Annotated in this window: 19 protein-coding genes; 3 read left to right on the top strand and 16 right to left on the bottom strand. The window is 47.2% G+C overall.

Features of this window, described 5'->3' with window-relative positions; all coding sequences use genetic code 11:
• Positions 1 to 18: 18 nt before the first annotated feature.
• The 8 genes from DYH48_RS06090 to DYH48_RS06055 form a co-directional block, all read right to left on the bottom strand.
• On the bottom strand, positions 19 to 378 hold the full coding sequence (locus tag DYH48_RS06090; RefSeq protein WP_006082272.1) for a rhodanese-like domain-containing protein: 360 nt from the start codon (positions 376 to 378) through the stop codon (positions 19 to 21).
• Positions 379 to 506: 128 nt separating this feature from the next.
• Entirely contained in the window at positions 507 to 824 is a 318-nt protein-coding gene (locus DYH48_RS06085; protein WP_006082273.1) for a putative signal transducing protein, read from the bottom strand.
• Between the two features lie 234 nt (positions 825 to 1,058).
• On the bottom strand, positions 1,059 to 2,006 hold the full coding sequence (gene secF, locus DYH48_RS06080; protein WP_012587306.1) for a protein translocase subunit SecF: 948 nt from the start codon (positions 2,004 to 2,006) through the stop codon (positions 1,059 to 1,061).
• 12 nt (positions 2,007 to 2,018) lie between these two features.
• Positions 2,019 to 3,869 carry a protein translocase subunit SecD gene (gene secD / locus DYH48_RS06075; RefSeq protein ID WP_011847205.1) on the bottom strand — a complete coding sequence of 617 codons (1,851 nt, stop codon included), beginning with the start codon at positions 3,867 to 3,869 and terminating at the stop codon, positions 2,019 to 2,021.
• A gap of 17 nt (positions 3,870 to 3,886) precedes the next feature.
• Positions 3,887 to 4,219, bottom strand: a complete 333-nt coding sequence (gene yajC, locus DYH48_RS06070) for a preprotein translocase subunit YajC (protein WP_006082276.1) — start codon at positions 4,217 to 4,219, stop codon at positions 3,887 to 3,889.
• 26 nt (positions 4,220 to 4,245) lie between these two features.
• Positions 4,246 to 5,370 carry a tRNA guanosine(34) transglycosylase Tgt gene (gene tgt / locus DYH48_RS06065; protein ID WP_115334287.1) on the bottom strand — a complete coding sequence of 375 codons (1,125 nt, stop codon included), beginning with the start codon at positions 5,368 to 5,370 and terminating at the stop codon, positions 4,246 to 4,248.
• A 162-nt stretch (positions 5,371 to 5,532) separates the two neighbouring features.
• Entirely contained in the window at positions 5,533 to 6,570 is a 1,038-nt protein-coding gene (gene queA, locus DYH48_RS06060; protein WP_115334286.1) for a tRNA preQ1(34) S-adenosylmethionine ribosyltransferase-isomerase QueA, read from the bottom strand.
• 63 nt (positions 6,571 to 6,633) lie between these two features.
• Complete coding sequence (locus DYH48_RS06055; protein WP_115334285.1) at positions 6,634 to 6,843, bottom strand: hypothetical protein; 210 nt, start codon at positions 6,841 to 6,843, stop codon at positions 6,634 to 6,636.
• Positions 6,844 to 7,053: 210 nt separating this feature from the next.
• Between DYH48_RS06055 and DYH48_RS06050 the strand changes: the two genes are divergently transcribed.
• Both DYH48_RS06050 and DYH48_RS06045 read left to right on the top strand, forming a co-directional pair.
• Complete coding sequence (locus DYH48_RS06050) at positions 7,054 to 7,683, top strand: acyl carrier protein phosphodiesterase (protein WP_115334284.1); 630 nt, start codon at positions 7,054 to 7,056, stop codon at positions 7,681 to 7,683.
• Positions 7,684 to 7,752: 69 nt separating this feature from the next.
• Entirely contained in the window at positions 7,753 to 8,424 is a 672-nt protein-coding gene (locus tag DYH48_RS06045; protein WP_115334283.1) for an RluA family pseudouridine synthase, read from the top strand.
• Positions 8,425 to 8,522: 98 nt separating this feature from the next.
• Here DYH48_RS06045 and DYH48_RS06040 read toward each other — a convergent pair whose 3' ends face one another.
• Positions 8,523 to 8,963: a hypothetical protein gene (locus tag DYH48_RS06040; RefSeq protein ID WP_006082282.1), complete on the bottom strand. Its 441-nt coding sequence runs from the start codon at positions 8,961 to 8,963 to the stop codon at positions 8,523 to 8,525.
• Positions 8,964 to 9,314: 351 nt separating this feature from the next.
• On the opposite strand from DYH48_RS06040, the gene DYH48_RS06035 reads away from it, so the two are divergent.
• Positions 9,315 to 10,694, top strand: a complete 1,380-nt coding sequence (locus DYH48_RS06035; RefSeq protein ID WP_011847211.1) for a Gfo/Idh/MocA family oxidoreductase — start codon at positions 9,315 to 9,317, stop codon at positions 10,692 to 10,694.
• Between the two features lie 192 nt (positions 10,695 to 10,886).
• On the opposite strand, the gene DYH48_RS06030 is transcribed toward DYH48_RS06035, so the two are convergent.
• The 7 genes from DYH48_RS06030 to DYH48_RS06000 form a co-directional block, all read right to left on the bottom strand.
• Positions 10,887 to 11,411 (bottom strand): CIA30 family protein, encoded by a 525-nt coding sequence (locus DYH48_RS06030; RefSeq protein ID WP_006085503.1) that lies wholly within the window; start codon positions 11,409 to 11,411, stop codon positions 10,887 to 10,889.
• Between the two features lie 74 nt (positions 11,412 to 11,485).
• Positions 11,486 to 12,712, bottom strand: coding sequence for a serine/threonine transporter SstT (gene sstT, locus DYH48_RS06025; RefSeq protein ID WP_006082286.1), 1,227 nt, complete (start codon positions 12,710 to 12,712; stop codon positions 11,486 to 11,488).
• 173 nt (positions 12,713 to 12,885) lie between these two features.
• A complete protein-coding gene (locus DYH48_RS06020; RefSeq protein ID WP_011847213.1) occupies positions 12,886 to 13,782 on the bottom strand; it encodes a chemotaxis protein CheV in 897 nt (298 codons plus the stop codon).
• A gap of 140 nt (positions 13,783 to 13,922) precedes the next feature.
• Positions 13,923 to 14,393 carry a phosphatase domain-containing protein gene (locus DYH48_RS06015; protein WP_006082288.1) on the bottom strand — a complete coding sequence of 157 codons (471 nt, stop codon included), beginning with the start codon at positions 14,391 to 14,393 and terminating at the stop codon, positions 13,923 to 13,925.
• 72 nt (positions 14,394 to 14,465) lie between these two features.
• Positions 14,466 to 15,749, bottom strand: coding sequence for a DEAD/DEAH box helicase (locus tag DYH48_RS06010; RefSeq protein ID WP_011847215.1), 1,284 nt, complete (start codon positions 15,747 to 15,749; stop codon positions 14,466 to 14,468).
• Positions 15,750 to 15,796: 47 nt separating this feature from the next.
• Positions 15,797 to 16,354, bottom strand: coding sequence for a methylated-DNA--[protein]-cysteine S-methyltransferase (locus tag DYH48_RS06005; protein ID WP_011847216.1), 558 nt, complete (start codon positions 16,352 to 16,354; stop codon positions 15,797 to 15,799).
• Between the two features lie 105 nt (positions 16,355 to 16,459).
• A complete protein-coding gene (locus DYH48_RS06000; protein ID WP_071939597.1) occupies positions 16,460 to 18,157 on the bottom strand; it encodes an Ada metal-binding domain-containing protein in 1,698 nt (565 codons plus the stop codon).
• Between the last annotated feature and the right edge of the window lie 51 nt (positions 18,158 to 18,208).

The raw sequence follows: 18,208 nt of genomic DNA, 5'->3' as shown, positions 1-18,208 counted from the left end.
AAATGAGATCCTAAACGCTTAATCCTGCACGACTGGCAGTTGACGCTGTACCCAGCCCTTATAGCCACCAATCAAAGAGGCAACGCGGGTGTAACCCATGAGTTGCAGATTATGGGCCGCCAAGGCTGAGCGTGCACCACCTGCGCAATAGAGTAATATGGGGGTATGTTTATCGGGGAAACGTGCTTCGATATCACGCTCTAAAATACCCCGGCTTAAATGTTTCGCTTGGGGTAAATGATCCTGCAGCCACTCGCGATCCTCACGCACATCCACAAGATGCCAGCTGTCATCGGCCTGATAGGCTTCAATGGTCACTTCGGTGATGTTAGGCAGAATTGCGTCAACAAGGGCGGAAAAAGCACTGGGATGCGGCATCACTGACTCCTAGATAAGATATTGAATGACATGATGAATGTCAGCTTATCAGCAAAGTGTAATCTTCTCATCCAGTAGACGCAATCTTTCAGCCACAGCACAAAGCGGAAGTGATTGCATATCCAAGGCTAATTGTGGCTTTCGCTGCGCTCAGAGCTGCATTGCCAGCACAGCTCAAAACTGCCTTCATTGGTTTCATGGCACTGCACACATTGCCATTGTGGGCTTTCGACATCCAGCGCATTCAGCTGCACTTGCGCCGACGCATGTTGGGACTCGCCCACCCACAACTCGACGTTTTGCATCCCTGTAGGAAGCTCACCAATCCCGCCCAATAGCGCTTCACCTCTGAGCTCAACATGAATACCACAGGCCTCTAATAAACCTTTCCATGTGTGGGCTTGCAATAAATTACCACCAGCAACTAACACTTTACGTTCTTCCATGCGACATCCTACGGCTACAACTCTCTGGAATATGGGTTGCCGACATCCTACTGCTAAATAGCCGAGCCTGTCGAGCGCTGATTTTTACACCAGTTGTTAATTTAATTAACATTCCATTTTTACAGCATAAGTGACTATAACTTTGTGAGTTTGCTAGCAGAATGTCAGATCCACCTCAAAAATGAGGTAAAAAAAAGCCACCTCGTCGGTGGCTTTTTAACTCGAATGTAACCTTTAAGGCATCATAGGAGGTTGGTCTGCGCCTTCTTTCTCAATCTCAACTGGCATCATGTGTTCACGATTGATACCCAGTTTAATGGCCAAGAAACTCGCCACATAGATAGAAGAATACGTACCCACAAAAATACCCATCAGCAATGCAGTCGCAAAGCCATGGATCATAGTACCGCCCTTAAGGAACAAGGCTACTACCACCACTAAGGTTGTACCTGTAGTGATGATAGTACGGCTCATGGTCTGAGTAATGGAAACGTTAACCACTTCTTCAGGGTCGCTTTTACGCATCTTAAGGAAGTTTTCACGGATACGGTCAAATACCACGATAGTATCGTTGAGTGAGTAACCCACAACCGTCAATAGACCCGCCAGTACGGTCAAGTCGAATTCCAATTGGAATACCGAAAACACACCTAAAGTCACGATCACGTCGTGCGCCAGTGCTGCCACTGAACCAAATGCTAGGCGCCATTCAAAACGGAATGACACGTAGATCATGATACAGATAAGCGCAACTAATACCGCTAAACCGCCTTGCTCAGCCAGTTCTTTACCCACTTGTGGGCCAACGAACTCAACACGCTTCTGCTGAACTTGTGGATCAACTTTCTGCGCAGCTTCCATGACAGACTTAACTTGCACGTCACTCTTAACGCCTTCTTTCACCTGTAAACGTACTAATACGTCACGGCTAGAACCGAAGTTTTGCACAATCGCGCCTTCAGAATCAGGCGTCGTCAGTTGCACCCGCAGAGCGTTTAAATCGACCGGATTAGTGAACTCCATTTCAACGACGGTACCGCCAGTGAAATCAAGACCCCAGTTGATGCCATTGGTCGCGAGCGAAACCAGCGAGCCCAGCACCAATACAGCCGACATAATACTGATAGGCAGTGCATGACGGAGGAAGTTTACCGTATGTTTTAAAGATAAAATTTCAAGCATTGTCACTTCCCCTTAGATAGACAGAGTCTTCACGCGCTTACCACCCCAAATCGCGTTAACGATTGAGCGAGTACCCACGATTGCGGTAAACATGGAAGTCGCAATACCTATCATCAAGGTCACCGCGAAGCCTTTAACAGCGCCTGTACCTACGGCAAACAAAATCAGCGCCGTTAGGAAAGTGGTGATGTTCGCATCGGCGATGGTGGAGAATGCATTGCCATAGCCTTCATGGATGGCCTGCTGGACGCTACGGCCAGCACGTAATTCTTCACGGATACGCTCATAGATCAGCACATTACCATCAACCGCCATACCCACAGTCAACACCATACCGGCAATACCAGGTAGGGTTAACACTGCGCCAGGGATCATAGACATTACGCCCACCACCATGACTAAGTTTGCGGTTAGCGCTATGTTGGCGATAAGACCAAAGCCACGGTAGTAAACCAGCATAAAGAGTAAGACAACCGCCATACCCCAAACCATAGCTTGCACACCATTTTGAATGTTTTCAGCACCTAAGCTTGGACCAATGGTACGTTCTTCCACAATCGACACAGGGGCAATCAAGGCACCGGCACGCAGTAATAGCGCGAGGTTTTGTGCTTCACCATGGCTTAAGCCAGTGATCACAAAGTTACGGCCTAAACGCGCTTGAATGGTCGCAACAGAAATCACTTCTTGGATTTTCTGCATCTTAACGCTGCCGTCGGCATTGCGCTCACCACTGTCTTTATATTCGATGAACAATGTCGCCATAGGCTTGCCTATGTTGTCTTTGGTCACGTCAGAGAAAATGGTGCCGCCTTTCGCATCAAGGTTGATGCTAACCTGTGGACGACTGTACTGGTCAAAGCTAGGTTGTGCGCCCGTGATATGATCACCGGTCAGCATAACTTCTTTCTTCAATATCACAGTGCCACCTTCGCGGCGCTGGTACACTTCAGAACCTGCAGGTAAACGGCCAGATTGCGCAGCATTAGGATCGGCTTTGTCATCGACCATGTGGAATTCAATCGATGCGGTTGCACCTAAAATTTCCTTGGCGCGAGCCGTATCTTGCACACCTGGCAGCTCAACGATAATGCGCTCGGCACCTTGACGTTGTACTACAGGCTCAGCCACACCTAACTCGTTTACACGGTTACGAATGGTAGTAATGTTTTGTTGCAGTGCTTCTTCTTTAATCTGCTTAAGATACACGTCACTCATCACTGCTTGCAGGGCAAAATCTTCGCCACGGCTAGCATCAGTGAACACCATATCTTTACTGCGAGACTTAAGGAAACGCTCGGCACTCGCGAGACTTTCAGCATCACGGAACTTGATTTCGATACCTGTGGTATTGCTACGAATACCAGCATAACGAATTTTCTCTTCGCGTAATTGCGAACGGAAATCGGCAACTTTAGCCTCTTCCATCTTGCGAATCGCTTCGCCCATGTCCACTTCCATTAAGAAATGCACACCGCCGCGAAGGTCGAGACCGAGTTTCATTGGGCTGCCGCCCATAGACTCGAGCCATTTAGGCGTCGCTGGGGCTAAGTTGAGCGCCACAGTGAACTTGTCACCTAAGCTGTCAGCAATTAATTCTTTCGCCAGTAGCTGTTGATCCGCATTTTGCACACGGACCAACAACTGACCTTTTTCAAGCTCAGAGCGCTTTACCGCAATGCCCTTACTGGCTAACAGCTCGTTCACACTGGCTTGGGTTGATGCTGTGACTTCAGCACCTCGAGTCGCCACCACTTGCACCGCGTGATCTTCACCAAAAAGGTTCGGTACGGCATAGAAACAACCTATGGCGATGACGAGCATCACCATAATGTTTTTCCACATTGGGTATTTATTTAACACGCCTGAGCCCTCTTGGCTTACAACGACTGGATAGAGCCCTTAGGCAATACAGCTGCAATATAGTCTTTTTTGATCGTGATTTGAGTCGTGTCGTTTAAGCTCAGTAACACGTAATCGCTTTCGTCGCTGATTTTTGCAATCTTGCCTAAAATCCCGCCACTGGTCAGCACTTCGTCGCCTTTGCTGATTGATGACATCAGGTTTTTGTGCTCTTTAACGCGTTTTGATTGCGGACGGAAAATCATGAAATAGAAAATCAGGCCGAAAATTGCCAGCATGAAAATCAATTCCATCGTGCCGCCACCTTGTGGTGCGCCGGCAGCGCTTGCGTATGCATTTGAAATAAACATAGTTTTCTCTTCTTATTAGCAAAAAATCAATCGACTAACTCTGGTACTTCGCGACCTTGACTGGTATAGAAGTCCGCCACAAAGGCGTCTAATGTACCCGTCTCAATCGCACCGCGCAAACCTTCCATTAACATTTGATAGTATCTCAAGTTGTGAATGGTGTTTAAACGCGCACCCAGAATCTCATTACAACGATCTAAGTGGTAAAGGTACGCCCGTGAATAATTTTTACAGGTATAACAATCACACTTAGTATCAAGTGGTGACGTGTCATCTCTATGACGCGCATTGCGTATTTTGATCACACCTTCACTCGTAAACAGATGACCGTTGCGGGCATTACGGGTTGGCATCACACAATCAAACATGTCAACACCACGACGTACACCTTCAACTAAATCTTCTGGTTTACCGACCCCCATCAGATAGCGAGGTTTGTCTGCAGGAATTTGCGGGCAAATATGCTCAAGAATGCGATGCATATCCGCTTTAGGCTCTCCTACGGCCAAACCACCGACGGCATAACCGTCGAAACCTATATCGACTAAGCCTTTTAAGCTTTCGTCGCGTAAATCTTCATACACACCGCCCTGAATAATACCGAACAGAGAGTTAGGGTTCTCTAAACGGTCAAATTCATCACGTGAACGTCTTGCCCAACGCAGAGACATCTGCATTGACTTGCGCGCTTCGTCTTCGGTTGCGGGATATGGCGTACATTCGTCAAAAATCATCACCACATCACTGCCCAATGCATCTTGGATTTGCATTGATTTTTCAGGATCTAAGAAGATTTTCTCGCCATTGATTGGCGAACGGAAATGCACACCTTCTTCGGTGATCTTACGGATATCGCCAAGACTGAATACTTGGAAACCACCCGAGTCAGTTAAAATAGGACGCCGCCAGTTCATAAAATCATGCAAGTCACCGTGCTTACGCATGATTTCTTCGCCTGGGCGCAACCATAAATGGAAAGTGTTACCGAGCAGAATGTCTGCGCCTGTAGCACGCACTTCTTCTGGCGTCATACCTTTAACTGTGCCGTAGGTTCCCACTGGCATAAATGCTGGGGTTTCTACAGTGCCACGGTCAAAAATCAACCGACCACGGCGCGCACGGCCGTCGGTAGTATCTAATTCAAATTTCATAATTCACCTCGCCAGATAAACAGTCTGACTACATTTTTAATGGCTAATGCCATTTTGATTAACAATAGAGATGGGGACAGCGTTAAAAGGTTCAACCTTTTGACGAAAAAAAGTTGCCGCCCATACTCACTTTGGGCGGCTATTTTAAAACAAAATCTTGGTCTAGTGGGCTTTTTTCGTCACAAACATGGCATCGCCATAGCTAAAGAAGCGATATTTTTGCGCGATAGCATGTTGATACGCCGCCATAACATGATCAAAACCCGCAAATGCACTGACTAACATGATGAGGGTCGATTCAGGGAGATGGAAGTTCGTCACCATGGCATCGACCACTTGGAATTGATAGCCGGGATAAATAAAGATGTCGGTATCACCGCTAAAGGCTTTGAGTTCACCTTGGCTGGCGCGCGCCGCACTTTCTAAGGAACGTACAGATGTTGTACCAACAGCCACGACACGTTTACCCGCCGCTTTGGTTTGCACGATTAAATCGACCACATCCTGCGGCACGTTGGCCCACTCAGAATGCATCTTGTGCTCAAGAATGGTATCAACACGCACCGGTTGAAACGTTCCCGCGCCCACATGCAAAGTCACAAATGCGATATTCACACCCTTGGCTTTTAATGCATCGAGCATGGCATCGTCAAAATGTAATCCAGCCGTTGGCGCGGCAACGGCGCCTGGGTTTTGGTTATACACAGTTTGATAGCGCTCTTTGTCAGCATCTTCATCGGGTCTGTCGATATAAGGCGGTAGCGGCATGTGCCCTACGGCTTCGAGCACCTCTAGAATGGTCAACTCGGATAACAGCTCAAGTTCAAACAAAGTATCGTGACGGGCGACCATCTTCATTTGATAGCCACCGTCGAGCAGAATGAACGAATCGACTTTTGGGGATTTAGAGCTGCGAACATGGGCGAGGATGCGCTTATCATCGAGCATACGCTCAACTAAAATCTCTAACTTGCCGCCGCTGGCCTTTTGGCCAAACATACGCGCGGGGATCACTCGGGTATTGTTGAACACCATTAAATCGCCGGGATTAATCATCCCCAGCAGATCGGTAAACTGTTTGTCGCCTAACGCGCCAGAATTGCCGTCTAAGGTTAACAGACGTGATGCATTACGCTGCGCCATAGGATAACGAGCGATCAGCTCATCGGGGAGATCGAAAGAAAAGTCTGCAACGCGCATGATAGGCCTCTAGGTAGCTTAGAACGGCGGCTAGTCTATGGTTAGAGGCCAAGAATATCAAGATTACTTATTGCCAGCGTCCACTTCTTGCTCTGGATCCACAGGATTGACGCCATCTTGGGGCTGATTGTCATTGGCATCGAATTTAAGCCGCGAACGGCTGAAATCATCCATGCTAAAGCGGTGTTGTTCAAAGGGGATTTCTACCAGCACTTTTTTGCGCTTCGGCTGCTCGTCTCTACCAAGCATTTTGGTGAACCAGTTCCACATCATCCATGATCCTAAAAAAGGTTATTGATTTTATTTCACTTTCTCTCATATTGATGGCTAGAACAGCGTTAACGCTGACGAGGATTATTCGCGATGAACAAACACCCGCAATCAATAAAAAGTGAAAAAATACTGCATTTTTGGCTTCCGCGCTTTCCTAAGCGCGCTTGTGCATGATACCGTGAACCGACGTGGTTAACCAAGCGCAAAATAATGAACTTTCTTACACACTTACATCTCGCCGACATCAGTAAAACACACCTTGCCGCCAATGTGGCGGGTAACTATATTCAAGCGCCAGTTGCACAAGCTCCAGCTGAGTTACGCCAAGCGTTATGGCTAAACCAAGAGATTAATACCCTCTGCGCCAGCCACGAACTCACGATTGAATTAATGGAAGCTTTCCCTGCGCCCTTAAGAAGCATAGCAGCAGAACTCATGGCTGTAAGTTTCGATCACTATTTAGCTTACTATTGGGAAGAATATCATCACCAACCCTTGGATGAATTCAGCAGCAAGGCCTATGACGCGTTAGATACTTTCGCCGCCCAAGGTATAGATCAGTTCCATCCAGAGGCACTATTAAAACTCTTGCCCACAATGCGCAGCGCTGATTGGCTAGGCAGCTACACCACGGAAAAAGGCTTACAACACGCCTTAGCACAAGTGGCAAAACAGCATCCGCAAGCTGCACTGTTTAAAGATGCCCACAAAGTCGTCAATAAAATGCAGATAGAAATCGAAACCGCGTTCCGCACTTTTTATCCGCAGCTGATGGCTTATACCCGTATTTGGAGCCGTAAGACGCCTGCAGAATATTTGCCCTCCCCCCTCTCGCAATAAGCGAGCATGAGATTATGCTGTGTGCCTGCGTAAATTTTGCTAGTATGGCCGCGCAAAAATGAGGACAAAATGCATATATTTGATTACCAGCCCCCAGCAGTTCCTTGGTTAGACATCCGCTATAAAGATAGAGATCTGATTATCATCAATAAACCTTCGGGCTTATTGTCTAATCCGGGTCGAGCGGCTCACACCTTCGATTGCGCATTAACCCGCTTACAAACCCTTTATCCAGAAACGATTTTAGTGCATCGGCTCGACTGCGCGACCTCGGGTATTATGGTGTTCGCCCGTAATAAAAAAGCCGAGTCACATTTAAAAACGCAGTTTCAAGATAGGCAGAGTAAGAAAGTCTATATTGCCGAAGTGATGGGACATGTGCCGCAGGAACAGGGCATGATTGACCTCGCGATTGCGCCAGACACTGAGCATCCGCCCTATCAAAAGACGCTACAGGCAGGAAAGACTGGCGGTAAAAGCGCACTCACCTACTACCGTGTACTAGAACGCAGAGAAAACAGCACCTTAGTCGAGCTTTCGCCAGAAACAGGCCGCACCCATCAATTGCGTGTGCATATGCTTGCCCTAGGCCATGCGATTTTAGGCGATGAGTTTTACGGTGATGCCGAGGTTATCAAAGCCGCACCGCGTTTATGCTTACATGCACAAAGCTTAAGTCTGACCCATCCCTATTCGGTTAAACCGCTCTTTTTTAGCAGCAAACATCCCTTTAGCGAATAACTCAATCCAATAGCTGCAACCCCATAAAAGCAAAAGGTCGCGACTTAGCACTGAGCTAAAATGCGACCTTAGTTATTTACGGATTCGACTGTAGTCGTTTAAGCGACGCGCATGCCTTGAGCAAAATCGGCATCGGCGGCTAATTTATCCGCTTGGAAATAACAGCCCTGCTCATTACAAAATTGTAATTGCTGTGACTGTGTCACGATAAAGAATTCACCGAAGAAATTACCGCCCACATCTTCCAGCTTATGGCCTTCTGCGATTTGCGACATATAGACTTCATCTAAACTATGGCAGCCATCGCTAAACCAAGTTTCTAAAAAATATTTTTCGTCTTCTTTATAGAGGGTAATTTTATCACCCAATAAAGGACGCCCATCTAACCAACGACCTATAATTTCACGATTTTGCATATCTGTCTCCCGCCAATGAAGGCGACGGCGTTTTTCAATCCCAGACATCCTGATATCCTTATGCAATACCCAATCACCTAAAGTGAATGTCAGTTGTGGTAGTACATTAAGCATAGAACCCATTTAACGCTTTACTCCCCACTACAGCAAATTACTTCAAACCGCCCGTCAAATGTAACTTTATGGTTAATTTAAATTTGCTAAATGTTTAAAATATAAAAGATAAATACCTTTGACTAATTAATCGGCAGTGTAGCTCAATCTACAAATAAAAACGCGATCTTTATCACTATTTACTTATCGCTAAAGTAAAGGCAGCTAAAAGACTTATCTAGCGAGTTGAATGAGCTTTTTACATCTTTTATTGCCAATTTAAATGGGGTTTCTGATATAACCCATAAGTGAATTACCGTATAAATAAGACCAAGTGATATTTCAATATCCCTACAAAACAAAAATAAAGCAGGAAGCGCTATGCATAACATTCATCGTCGTAATTTTCTTAAGGCCGCAGGTGCCGCCACCGCAGGACTCGTTACTGCCAATATTGCTCTCAATGCCTACGCCAGTAGCGTTGCCCCTAAACCGCAAGCCGGTAAATCCGTTATCGGACTCATAGCACCTAAGATGGACGTGGTTCGAGTCGGCTTTATCGGTGTTGGCGAGCGGGGGTTTAGCCATGTCGAGCAATTCTGTCATTTAGAAGGCGTTGAACTCAAAGCCATTTGTGATACCCATCAAGCGGTGCTCGACAGAGCCGTAGATCATATCGTTAAACAGAATCGGCCCAAACCGGCTGTCTATACTGGTAATGATCTGAGCTATCGCGATTTGCTGAGCCGCGATGATATCGATATTGTGATTATTTCGACCCCGTGGGAATGGCACGCGCCTATGGCAATCGAAACCATGGAGAGCGGCAAACATGCCTTTGTTGAGGTGCCAATGGCGCTCACGGTTGAGGAGTGCTGGCAAGTTGTAGATACCGCTGAGCGCACTCAGAAAAACTGCATGATGATGGAGAACGTCAACTACGGCCGCGAAGAACTGATGGTGCTCAACATGGTGCGCCAAGGCGTGTTTGGTGAGCTACTCCACGGCGAAGCTGCTTATATCCATGAGCTACGCTGGCAGATGAAAGAGATCGATCATAAGACAGGCTCATGGCGTACTTACTGGCATACCAAACGTAACGGTAACTTGTACCCTACCCACGGTTTAGGGCCAGTATCCCAGTATATGAACATTAACCGCGGTGACCGATTCGATTATCTTACCTCGATGAGTTCCCCCGCCCTTGGCCGCGCGCTCTATGCTAAACGTGAATTTCCCGCCGATCATGAGCGTAATCAGCTCAAGTACATCAATGGGGATATCAATACCAGCCTGATTAAAACCGTTAAGGGCCGAACCATCATGGTCCAGCATGACACGACGACCCCAAGACCTTACAGTCGCCACAATTTGATCCAAGGGACAAATGGCGTGTTTGCCGGCTTCCCGAATCGGATCGCCGTCGAAAATGGTGGCTTTGGTCAAAGTTACCACGAGTGGGATATGGACATGCAAAAGTGGTACGACAAATACGATCACCCACTGTGGCAACGCATAGGCAAAGAGGCTGAAATTAACGGCGGCCACGGCGGCATGGACTTTGTGATGCTATGGCGCATGATTTATTGCCTACGCAATGGCGAGGCTTTAGATCAGGATGTGTACGATGGCGCGTCTTGGTCGGTGGTGAATATTTTAAGTGAACATTCACTCAATGATCGCAGTAACTCTGTCACCTTCCCTGATTTTACCCGCGGCGCGTGGCAAACCGCCAAGCCATTAGGGATTGTCGGCGCTTAAGCAGCGGCTTTCGCCAAGTTCTCTATTTGGCACCGCAACCATAAGGATAAGTGCCTCGGCCTTATCCTTTTTCTTACTGTTAAATTAAGCCTTGAGATGACCCGCGCCATTAGCAACAAGCCATCTGCCATAGGCACTTAGCGGTAAGAAACTCGCGACAATAAATTCACCATAAGAAACTCACTACAAGCGCTAGTAGTAGCCGATTTCTCTGATTTTCAATGAAAAGTCGCCACTTTGCTGGGCGCCAATCACTAACCCTAAGCTGCACAACTGACTCAATACTATATTCGGACGGGAAATGGGTTTACCCCGACATTGGGGCTTGAAATCACTGAAGGGAATTTCTATCCGCTGCCAATTCAACACTCTGGCACTACTCACACCAAAGGTTTGGTGAGTTGGCGTGGGCATAGGCGCTTGATATACCGTACTTTGCGGTGTGTCGACATCCTTTAAATTCACTTTATAGTCTTTAGTTCGGTCGCCATCGAGTTCGAGGTAAATCCCAGTAAATTCACTGACATCTATGGGGCTAAACTCACAACGCACTGAGGCAAACCCACCGCCATTTGCCAGCGACACATGGCCACTAAACTCACCATAACCTAAAGGTGAAACCGTCATTTTACTGCGGGACAAACCGCCCATCACAGTGTCATTTATTCCATACCAGGGCTTTGCAGCATCTAACACGCTAAAATCAAAAAAGATCATAACGACTCCCATAAAAAAGCAGCCACCTAAGTGACTGCTTCCATAATACTTTTCTATACGAATAACAGCACTCGTTAACTCAGTTTAGCTTTATTCTCAGCGGCTTCACAAGCGGCAGCGGTAAAGATAACGTCAGTTGAGCTGTTCAGTGCAGTTTCGGCTGCATCTTGAACCACACCAATAATAAAGCCAACAGCAACCACTTGCATGGCAACATCGTTAGAAATACCAAACAAGCTACAAGCCAGTGGGATCAATAATAATGAACCACCCGCCACACCCGATGCGCCGCAAGCTGAAACAGCAGCAACAACACTCAGTAACAATGCGGTCAGTAAATCGACTTGAATGCCTAAGGTATGCGCCGCAGCTAAGGTCAATACGGTAATAGTGATCGCCGCGCCGCCCATGTTAATAGTGGCACCTAAGGGAATAGAAACGGAATAGGTGTCTTCATGCAGCTTTAACTTTTCACACAGCGCCATATTGACCGGAATGTTTGCCGCGCTCGAGCGAGTAAAAAACGCCGTCACACCACTTTCACGCAAGCATTGAAATACCAGCGGATACGGATTACGTTTAATCTTCACGTATACAATCAATGGATTAACGACTAAAGCAATAATAGCCATCGCGCCTAATAGCACGGCCAATAACTGGGCATAGCCTGCAATCGCCGCAAAACCTGTTTCGGCAAATGTCGCCGCAACGAGACCAAAAATACCGATAGGCGCTAAACGGATAATAAAACGCACCATCTGTGAAATACCGTGGCTCATATCAGCAAACACTTGCTTAGTCGAATCGGTAGCATGATGTAGGGCTAAACCTAAGCCCACACCCCAAGCGAGAATACCAATATAGTTGCCCGTCATTAACGCATTCACTGGGTTATCAACCAGTTTGAATAACAAGGTATGGATGACTTCACCTATGCCCTGTGGTGGACTGGTGCCTTCCACGCCGGCCACTAAGACTAAATTAGTCGGGAAAATCGAACTCAGGAGCACTGCGGTTAATGCGGCCGCAAAAGTGCCGAATAAGTACAGCACCACAATGGGACGCATATTGGTTTGGGTATTCTTCTTTTGGTTGGCAATCGATGACGCCACTAAGATAAATACTAAGATGGGAGCAATCGCTTTCAATGCCCCAACGAATAAACTGCCTAAGAAGGCGATATCTTTCGCGCTACTCGGTGAAAAACTGGCTAAGACCACACCAGCGATTATCCCCAAAAAGATTTGTATTACGAGACTGCCATTAGCCAACTTAGCTAACAATGATGATTCTTGTTTCATGGTTTAACCTATCGTTATTATATTCGGTTGAGATCCCCAACGCGCACCTTCGGAAATGAGGCCAATAAGGTTTTTATAGGATGTGACTGGACTTGTCTAGTTTTGCGGGGAAATAAGCTAACTAAATTACCCTAGCCCCGCAAAAAGCATACAAAAAACTAACAAGCGCCAGATTAGCGCTTGTCTAAGGCGAGATCGGCGCCCCGTAACATGGCGTCGATTAACTCGTGGGCATCGAACTTAGTCAGTGCTTCATTTGCCCCAACTTGATGGGCCTGACTCACGCTAATTTCGCTGGATAAAGAAGTGTGCAAAATAATGTAGGCCTTGGCAGTCAGTGGATTATCACGCACTTCAAAAGCCAGTTCGTAACCATCCAGTCCCGGCATCTCGATATCACTCACCAGAATATCTATCGGGTGATGTTCCAGTGCCGCTTGCTCCATCATGACTAGCGCTTCTTTACCGTCGGCCGTGACTCGATAAGGAATGTTAATCATATCAAGGGCGTCGGATAACTGCTTACGTGCCACCTTAGAATCATCCACTAAAAGAATATTCATAGGTTTGAGTTTTTCACGTTGTACGTCGGTCAAAATAGCCCGATTCGCCTTTGGATTATCGGGGAAGATTTTCGACAATAACAGTTCAACGTCAAGCAACTGTACCAGTTGGTCCTCAAAACGTGTCACGCCGGTCAAATAGGCATTTTTACCCAAACTAGACGAAGGTGCTTCGATATCACGCCAGTTGCATTCGATAATCTTATCGATACCACGCACTAAGAAACCAATGATCATCCGCTGACAATCCGTGATGATGATGTAGCACTTTTCACGCTCTTCTGGGGCAATCGGCCGATAACCAATCGCCGCCGCCATATCTATGATAGGAATCGTATGACCACGGATAGTTGAAGCACCCAGAATCGTCGGATGAGATTGAGGGATTTTACTGAGACGTGTGTACGGCACCAGCTCACGCACTTTCAACGTGCCTAAGGCAAACACTTGAGTCTGTGATAACCGAAACAGTAGTAATCCCTGTGACTGACTTGCCTTACTTTTCATAATTAGATAGATAACTCACTAAAACCAACCTGCGGATAGCTTAACCTTAACACAGTAAAAATTTGATGACTAAGGTCAAACGAATGAAACTATTATGCCTATTAATGAATAGGTTCGACTCTCTGACGCCTAAAAAAGGCTTAGTCTTGTAATGCGTACAAAACGTCAAAGGCGAATTGATCCCAGCCATCGGCAGTAAAGGCGATATCGCGAATACTGCGAACTTGGCTGACAGCGTGTAATGGCGCAGCACCATTGACCATCAAGTAATAAGCCATGATGAGACTAGTGCGATCCTTACCCGAGCGGCAATGGATCACCACAGGTAAGCCATCGGCTTCACACTGCTGGATAAAGGCTAATGCCTTAGGCAATTGAGCGACACAAATCGCCACATCCCCATCTTGGGGCGGCACATTGCGCGAAAAGGGAATACATTCGTAACGTAAATCGAGCTTTTTAAAGGTGCTAGGCTCACAGCCTTCGCCCCCATTGACCGACAGGATGGCACCAATACCGGCCTCTTTAAGCGCCTGCAAATCCCAAGGATCTTTATTGGGACCACTGCGCCCTGCGACTTTACCTTCAACTAACCAGAATAAGTGTTGCATAAACCTTACCTACGACAAGTGAGATGACAAGGGACGTCAGAGATAAGCTAAGAATAGCTTGTTTCCAACGACTTAAGATTTTTTACCCCAAAATTCAGCATTGGCAGGTGGTAACTGTTTACGTTTTTTTTTACCCGTACCTTCGGGCTTGGCGACAGGTTTAGCTTGTTCTAACAGTTCGGCTGGCATTTCGTCATCGGCTTCAAAACCGACAATTTGCTCACGCACTAACTTAAGCTTGTTCTTTTTCTCTATCACGCCAAAGTGGTGATAATCCTCATGGGAAATCAAGGTCACAGCTAAGCCAGCTTCACCGGCGCGGCCACTACGGCCAATGCGATGCATATAATCCGCAGGGCTTCTTGGTAAATCAAAGTTGATCACCACAGGCAGTTTATCGATATCGATACCACGGGCGGCAATGTCAGTGGCGATTAACACACTGATCTCACCATTTTTAAAACCATCGAGCACCCGCGTACGTGCGCCTTGCGCTTTATCGCCATGGAAGACTTCGGCACTGATCCCACGTTTAGACAACTTTTGCGCTAAATGATTACAGGTATTTTTGGCACTCACAAAAATCAACGCCTGTGACCACTGATGTTCTTTAATCAGATGCGCCAATAATGCGGTTTTCATCGGACGATTAACGGTGATCACCCGCTGATGAATCGTGCTTTCTTGTTCACTTTGAAATTGGTATTCAAGCGGATCATTCAGCAGTTTTGCCGTTAATTCACGGACTTCTTCTGGAAATGTCGCTGAGAATAATAAGGTTTGTTTCTTGGCGGGCAACGCGTCGAGCACTTGGGCTAATTCTTCTGTAAAACCAAGGCTTAACATACGGTCAGCTTCATCGAGCACTAAGGCGCTAACGCGGTTAAGTTTGATGGCATTGCTGGACAACAGATCTAACAAACGACCCGGCGTTGCCACTAATACATCAGCACCAGCGCGTAGGCTCTGCATTTGCGCATTGACTGACACACCGCCAAACGCGGCAACGATTTTTAGCTTGCCATTCAAATGCGAGGCATAGGACAGAAAGCTGTCTGCGACTTGCTGGGCTAATTCACGGGTTGGTACTAAGACCAAACAACGAACATAAGCGCCTGTCTTATCGTCTGTTTTTGCTTCAACAAGTTGCTGCAACAGCGGCACGGCAAAGGCTGCCGTTTTACCCGAGCCCGTATTGGCGCCGGCTAACACATCCCGCCCAGCGAGCACAGCGGGAATCGTCGCCGCCTGTACTGGTGTGGGCGAAACATACGCTAATTCGGTTAGTCGATTTAGCAAAGGTGCAATAATGCCGAGTTGGGCAAAGCTTGCCGCAGAGGAAGAAGCCTGAGTCATAGAAAGTTTAACTGCTCACCAATATCTTAATAGGCGGCTATTCTAGCTTAAATATCGAGGCAGTGCTTGTCAGTTTCCAGCGTTAACAACTGCTGTTTCATCGCAAGCCCGTAGGCGTAACCCGTTAACTTGCCATTTTTGCCTATTACTCTATGGCAAGGCACAATAATCGCGATTGGATTGGCGCCATTGGCCGCGCCCACGGCGCGCACTGCCTTAGGCCGACCGATTTGCTCGGCAATCTGCCCATAACTGCAGCTCTGGCCGTAATCTAAATTGAGCAAGGCTTGCCATACGTCGCGCTGAAATTCAGTGCCCTTGGGCGCGAGTTTTAAATCAAATTCAACCCGCTCACCCGCAAAATAATCCGCAAGCTGCGCCTGAGTTTCGCGAATATGCGCCTTAGCATGATTGAGGGCATCCTCACTCGCCTTGGCAAGCGTAATCTCAGTGCGATCCGAGCCGACAACCGTTAAATGACTCAGTCCATAGGCATTGGCATTTAACTGCAATATTCCAACAGGACTGATAAACGTACCCACGGCGCAGGGCTGATATTCTGCAATGCTTGGTGCTTGGCTCAATTGACGAATCGCATGTTTCATAATCTGTCTCTTTATTTGACCTTAATTTGATTCTTAAATTGGCTCTTAACTTAACGCTAAAATCATCTTTTTAAACTGGCAGTTAAATATGAGGCAGCTTGATGGTTATTGATGCCAGAGCTGAAAGGTTAAGTAACTGCCCCACGGGGCAATTTGTTGACTCAGCTGCTCGCACAATTGGGGATAGCTCACTGCCGCAGCGGCCGTTTCATCCAACCTATTGTTCTTGATATATAAGGCCAATAAATGCTTTTTAACAATCAAATCCGAATGCAAAAACACGTTTGGATCGCCCAAGCCACGAAGCTTGGCATACGCTATCGTCCAAGGACCTATGCCTTTAACGCTGAGCCAATCATCGACACTTGCCTCAGGATGTTCGCAGATAAACGCCGCGAGCGCATTGAGGGCTAATTTACGGGCGCCCGGCATTTTAAGCTCAGTTAAACTCGCCTCACGAATCGCCTCGGGTGTTGGGAATAATCGATACTCGCGGCCATTGAGACTAAAGCGCTCGCCATAGGCTTCAACCAATATATTCAGTAGCTTAGTCGCCTGCACGACCGTCACTTGCTGACCCAAGATCGCGCGGCAAACCGCTTCAAACAAAGATCCTGCGCCAGGAATGCGCAATCCCGAAAACGGCATTAAACCTAAACTCGGCAGCGTACTTAAACCTTGCTCAATCTGCTGCATATCCGCATCGAGATCTAAAATGCGTCGCACCTCAGTGACCAGCAATTGCAGCTCATCGACGGAGGAATCTTCGGTCAAAGCAATCGCAAGTTTGAAGCGATTCAGCTTAGGCTCATGGATAATTTGCACTGTGCCGCGCATCTTGCCGATGGCAAAACAGCGACCATATTCGAGCCCGTTATCGTCAGCTTTGGCTTCTGCTGAAACATTGGTCTCATCTGCAATTTGAACTGCATCACTCGCTTGTGGATGACTGACTTGCGGCGTGAACCACTCCATTCCTGTCACTGCACGTAAGCGATAAAATGCCAGCTGCGATGCCCAATCCAATGGGGGTCGATAGTATTGATATAGGGTTAATCCATAGTGCGGCACAAATTCACCCAAAGTATCAATTTCACCGAATCCTGTTGATGAATCAATATCCTGCTCCTTTGCCGCCTTGGTTAACGCGGTCTTTCTTAATTGCGTTGGCGTCAATTGTAAGGTTTGCTTAAATGCCTCATTGAAACGGCGAATACTGTTGAAACCCGCCGCCAACGCGACTTGGGTGATAGGTAATTGGGTTTGATGTAGCAGTTGTTTTGCAAACAGTAACTGCCGGTATAAGGCATATTGTTTAGGCGAAGTGCCAAAACCTTCGGTAAAGAGCTTATTGAGATAACGACTACTGATCCCTAATCTGTCAGCCAATTGTGTCACAGTCGAGGCTGGCTCTCCCGATGATTTCCCCGCTAATGCACCCGCTTCAATTAAACTAATGGCCCTCGCCAACGTTGTGCCAGTGCCTTTCCACGGATTTGAACCTGGCGCACTGTCGGGCCGACAACGCAAACACGGGCGTAATCCAGCTTGTGCGGCTTTCACGGCCGAATCAAAATAACGCACATTCTGCTCTTTTGGCGCGACGGCAGGACACACGGTACGGCAATAAATGCCCGTCGTTAATACGCCCACAAAAAACTTACCATCAAAACGCGGATCGCGGCTCATCCTCGCCTCACGGCAAATAGACGCAGAAAGTAGCCCAGCACTTGACTCCAGTGAATGCACTGAGTCTATTTCATCACGCTTAATCGCACTCTCAGACGCTATATCTGTACTCATTTTTCACTACGCCCGACAATATTCGCTCACAATTAATTTCTTGTTCATTAC

It is taken from the genome of Shewanella baltica (assembly GCF_900456975.1).
Taxonomy (GTDB): Bacteria; Pseudomonadota; Gammaproteobacteria; order Enterobacterales; family Shewanellaceae; genus Shewanella; species Shewanella baltica.
This window is presented reverse-complemented; position numbering and strand designations above follow the sequence as displayed.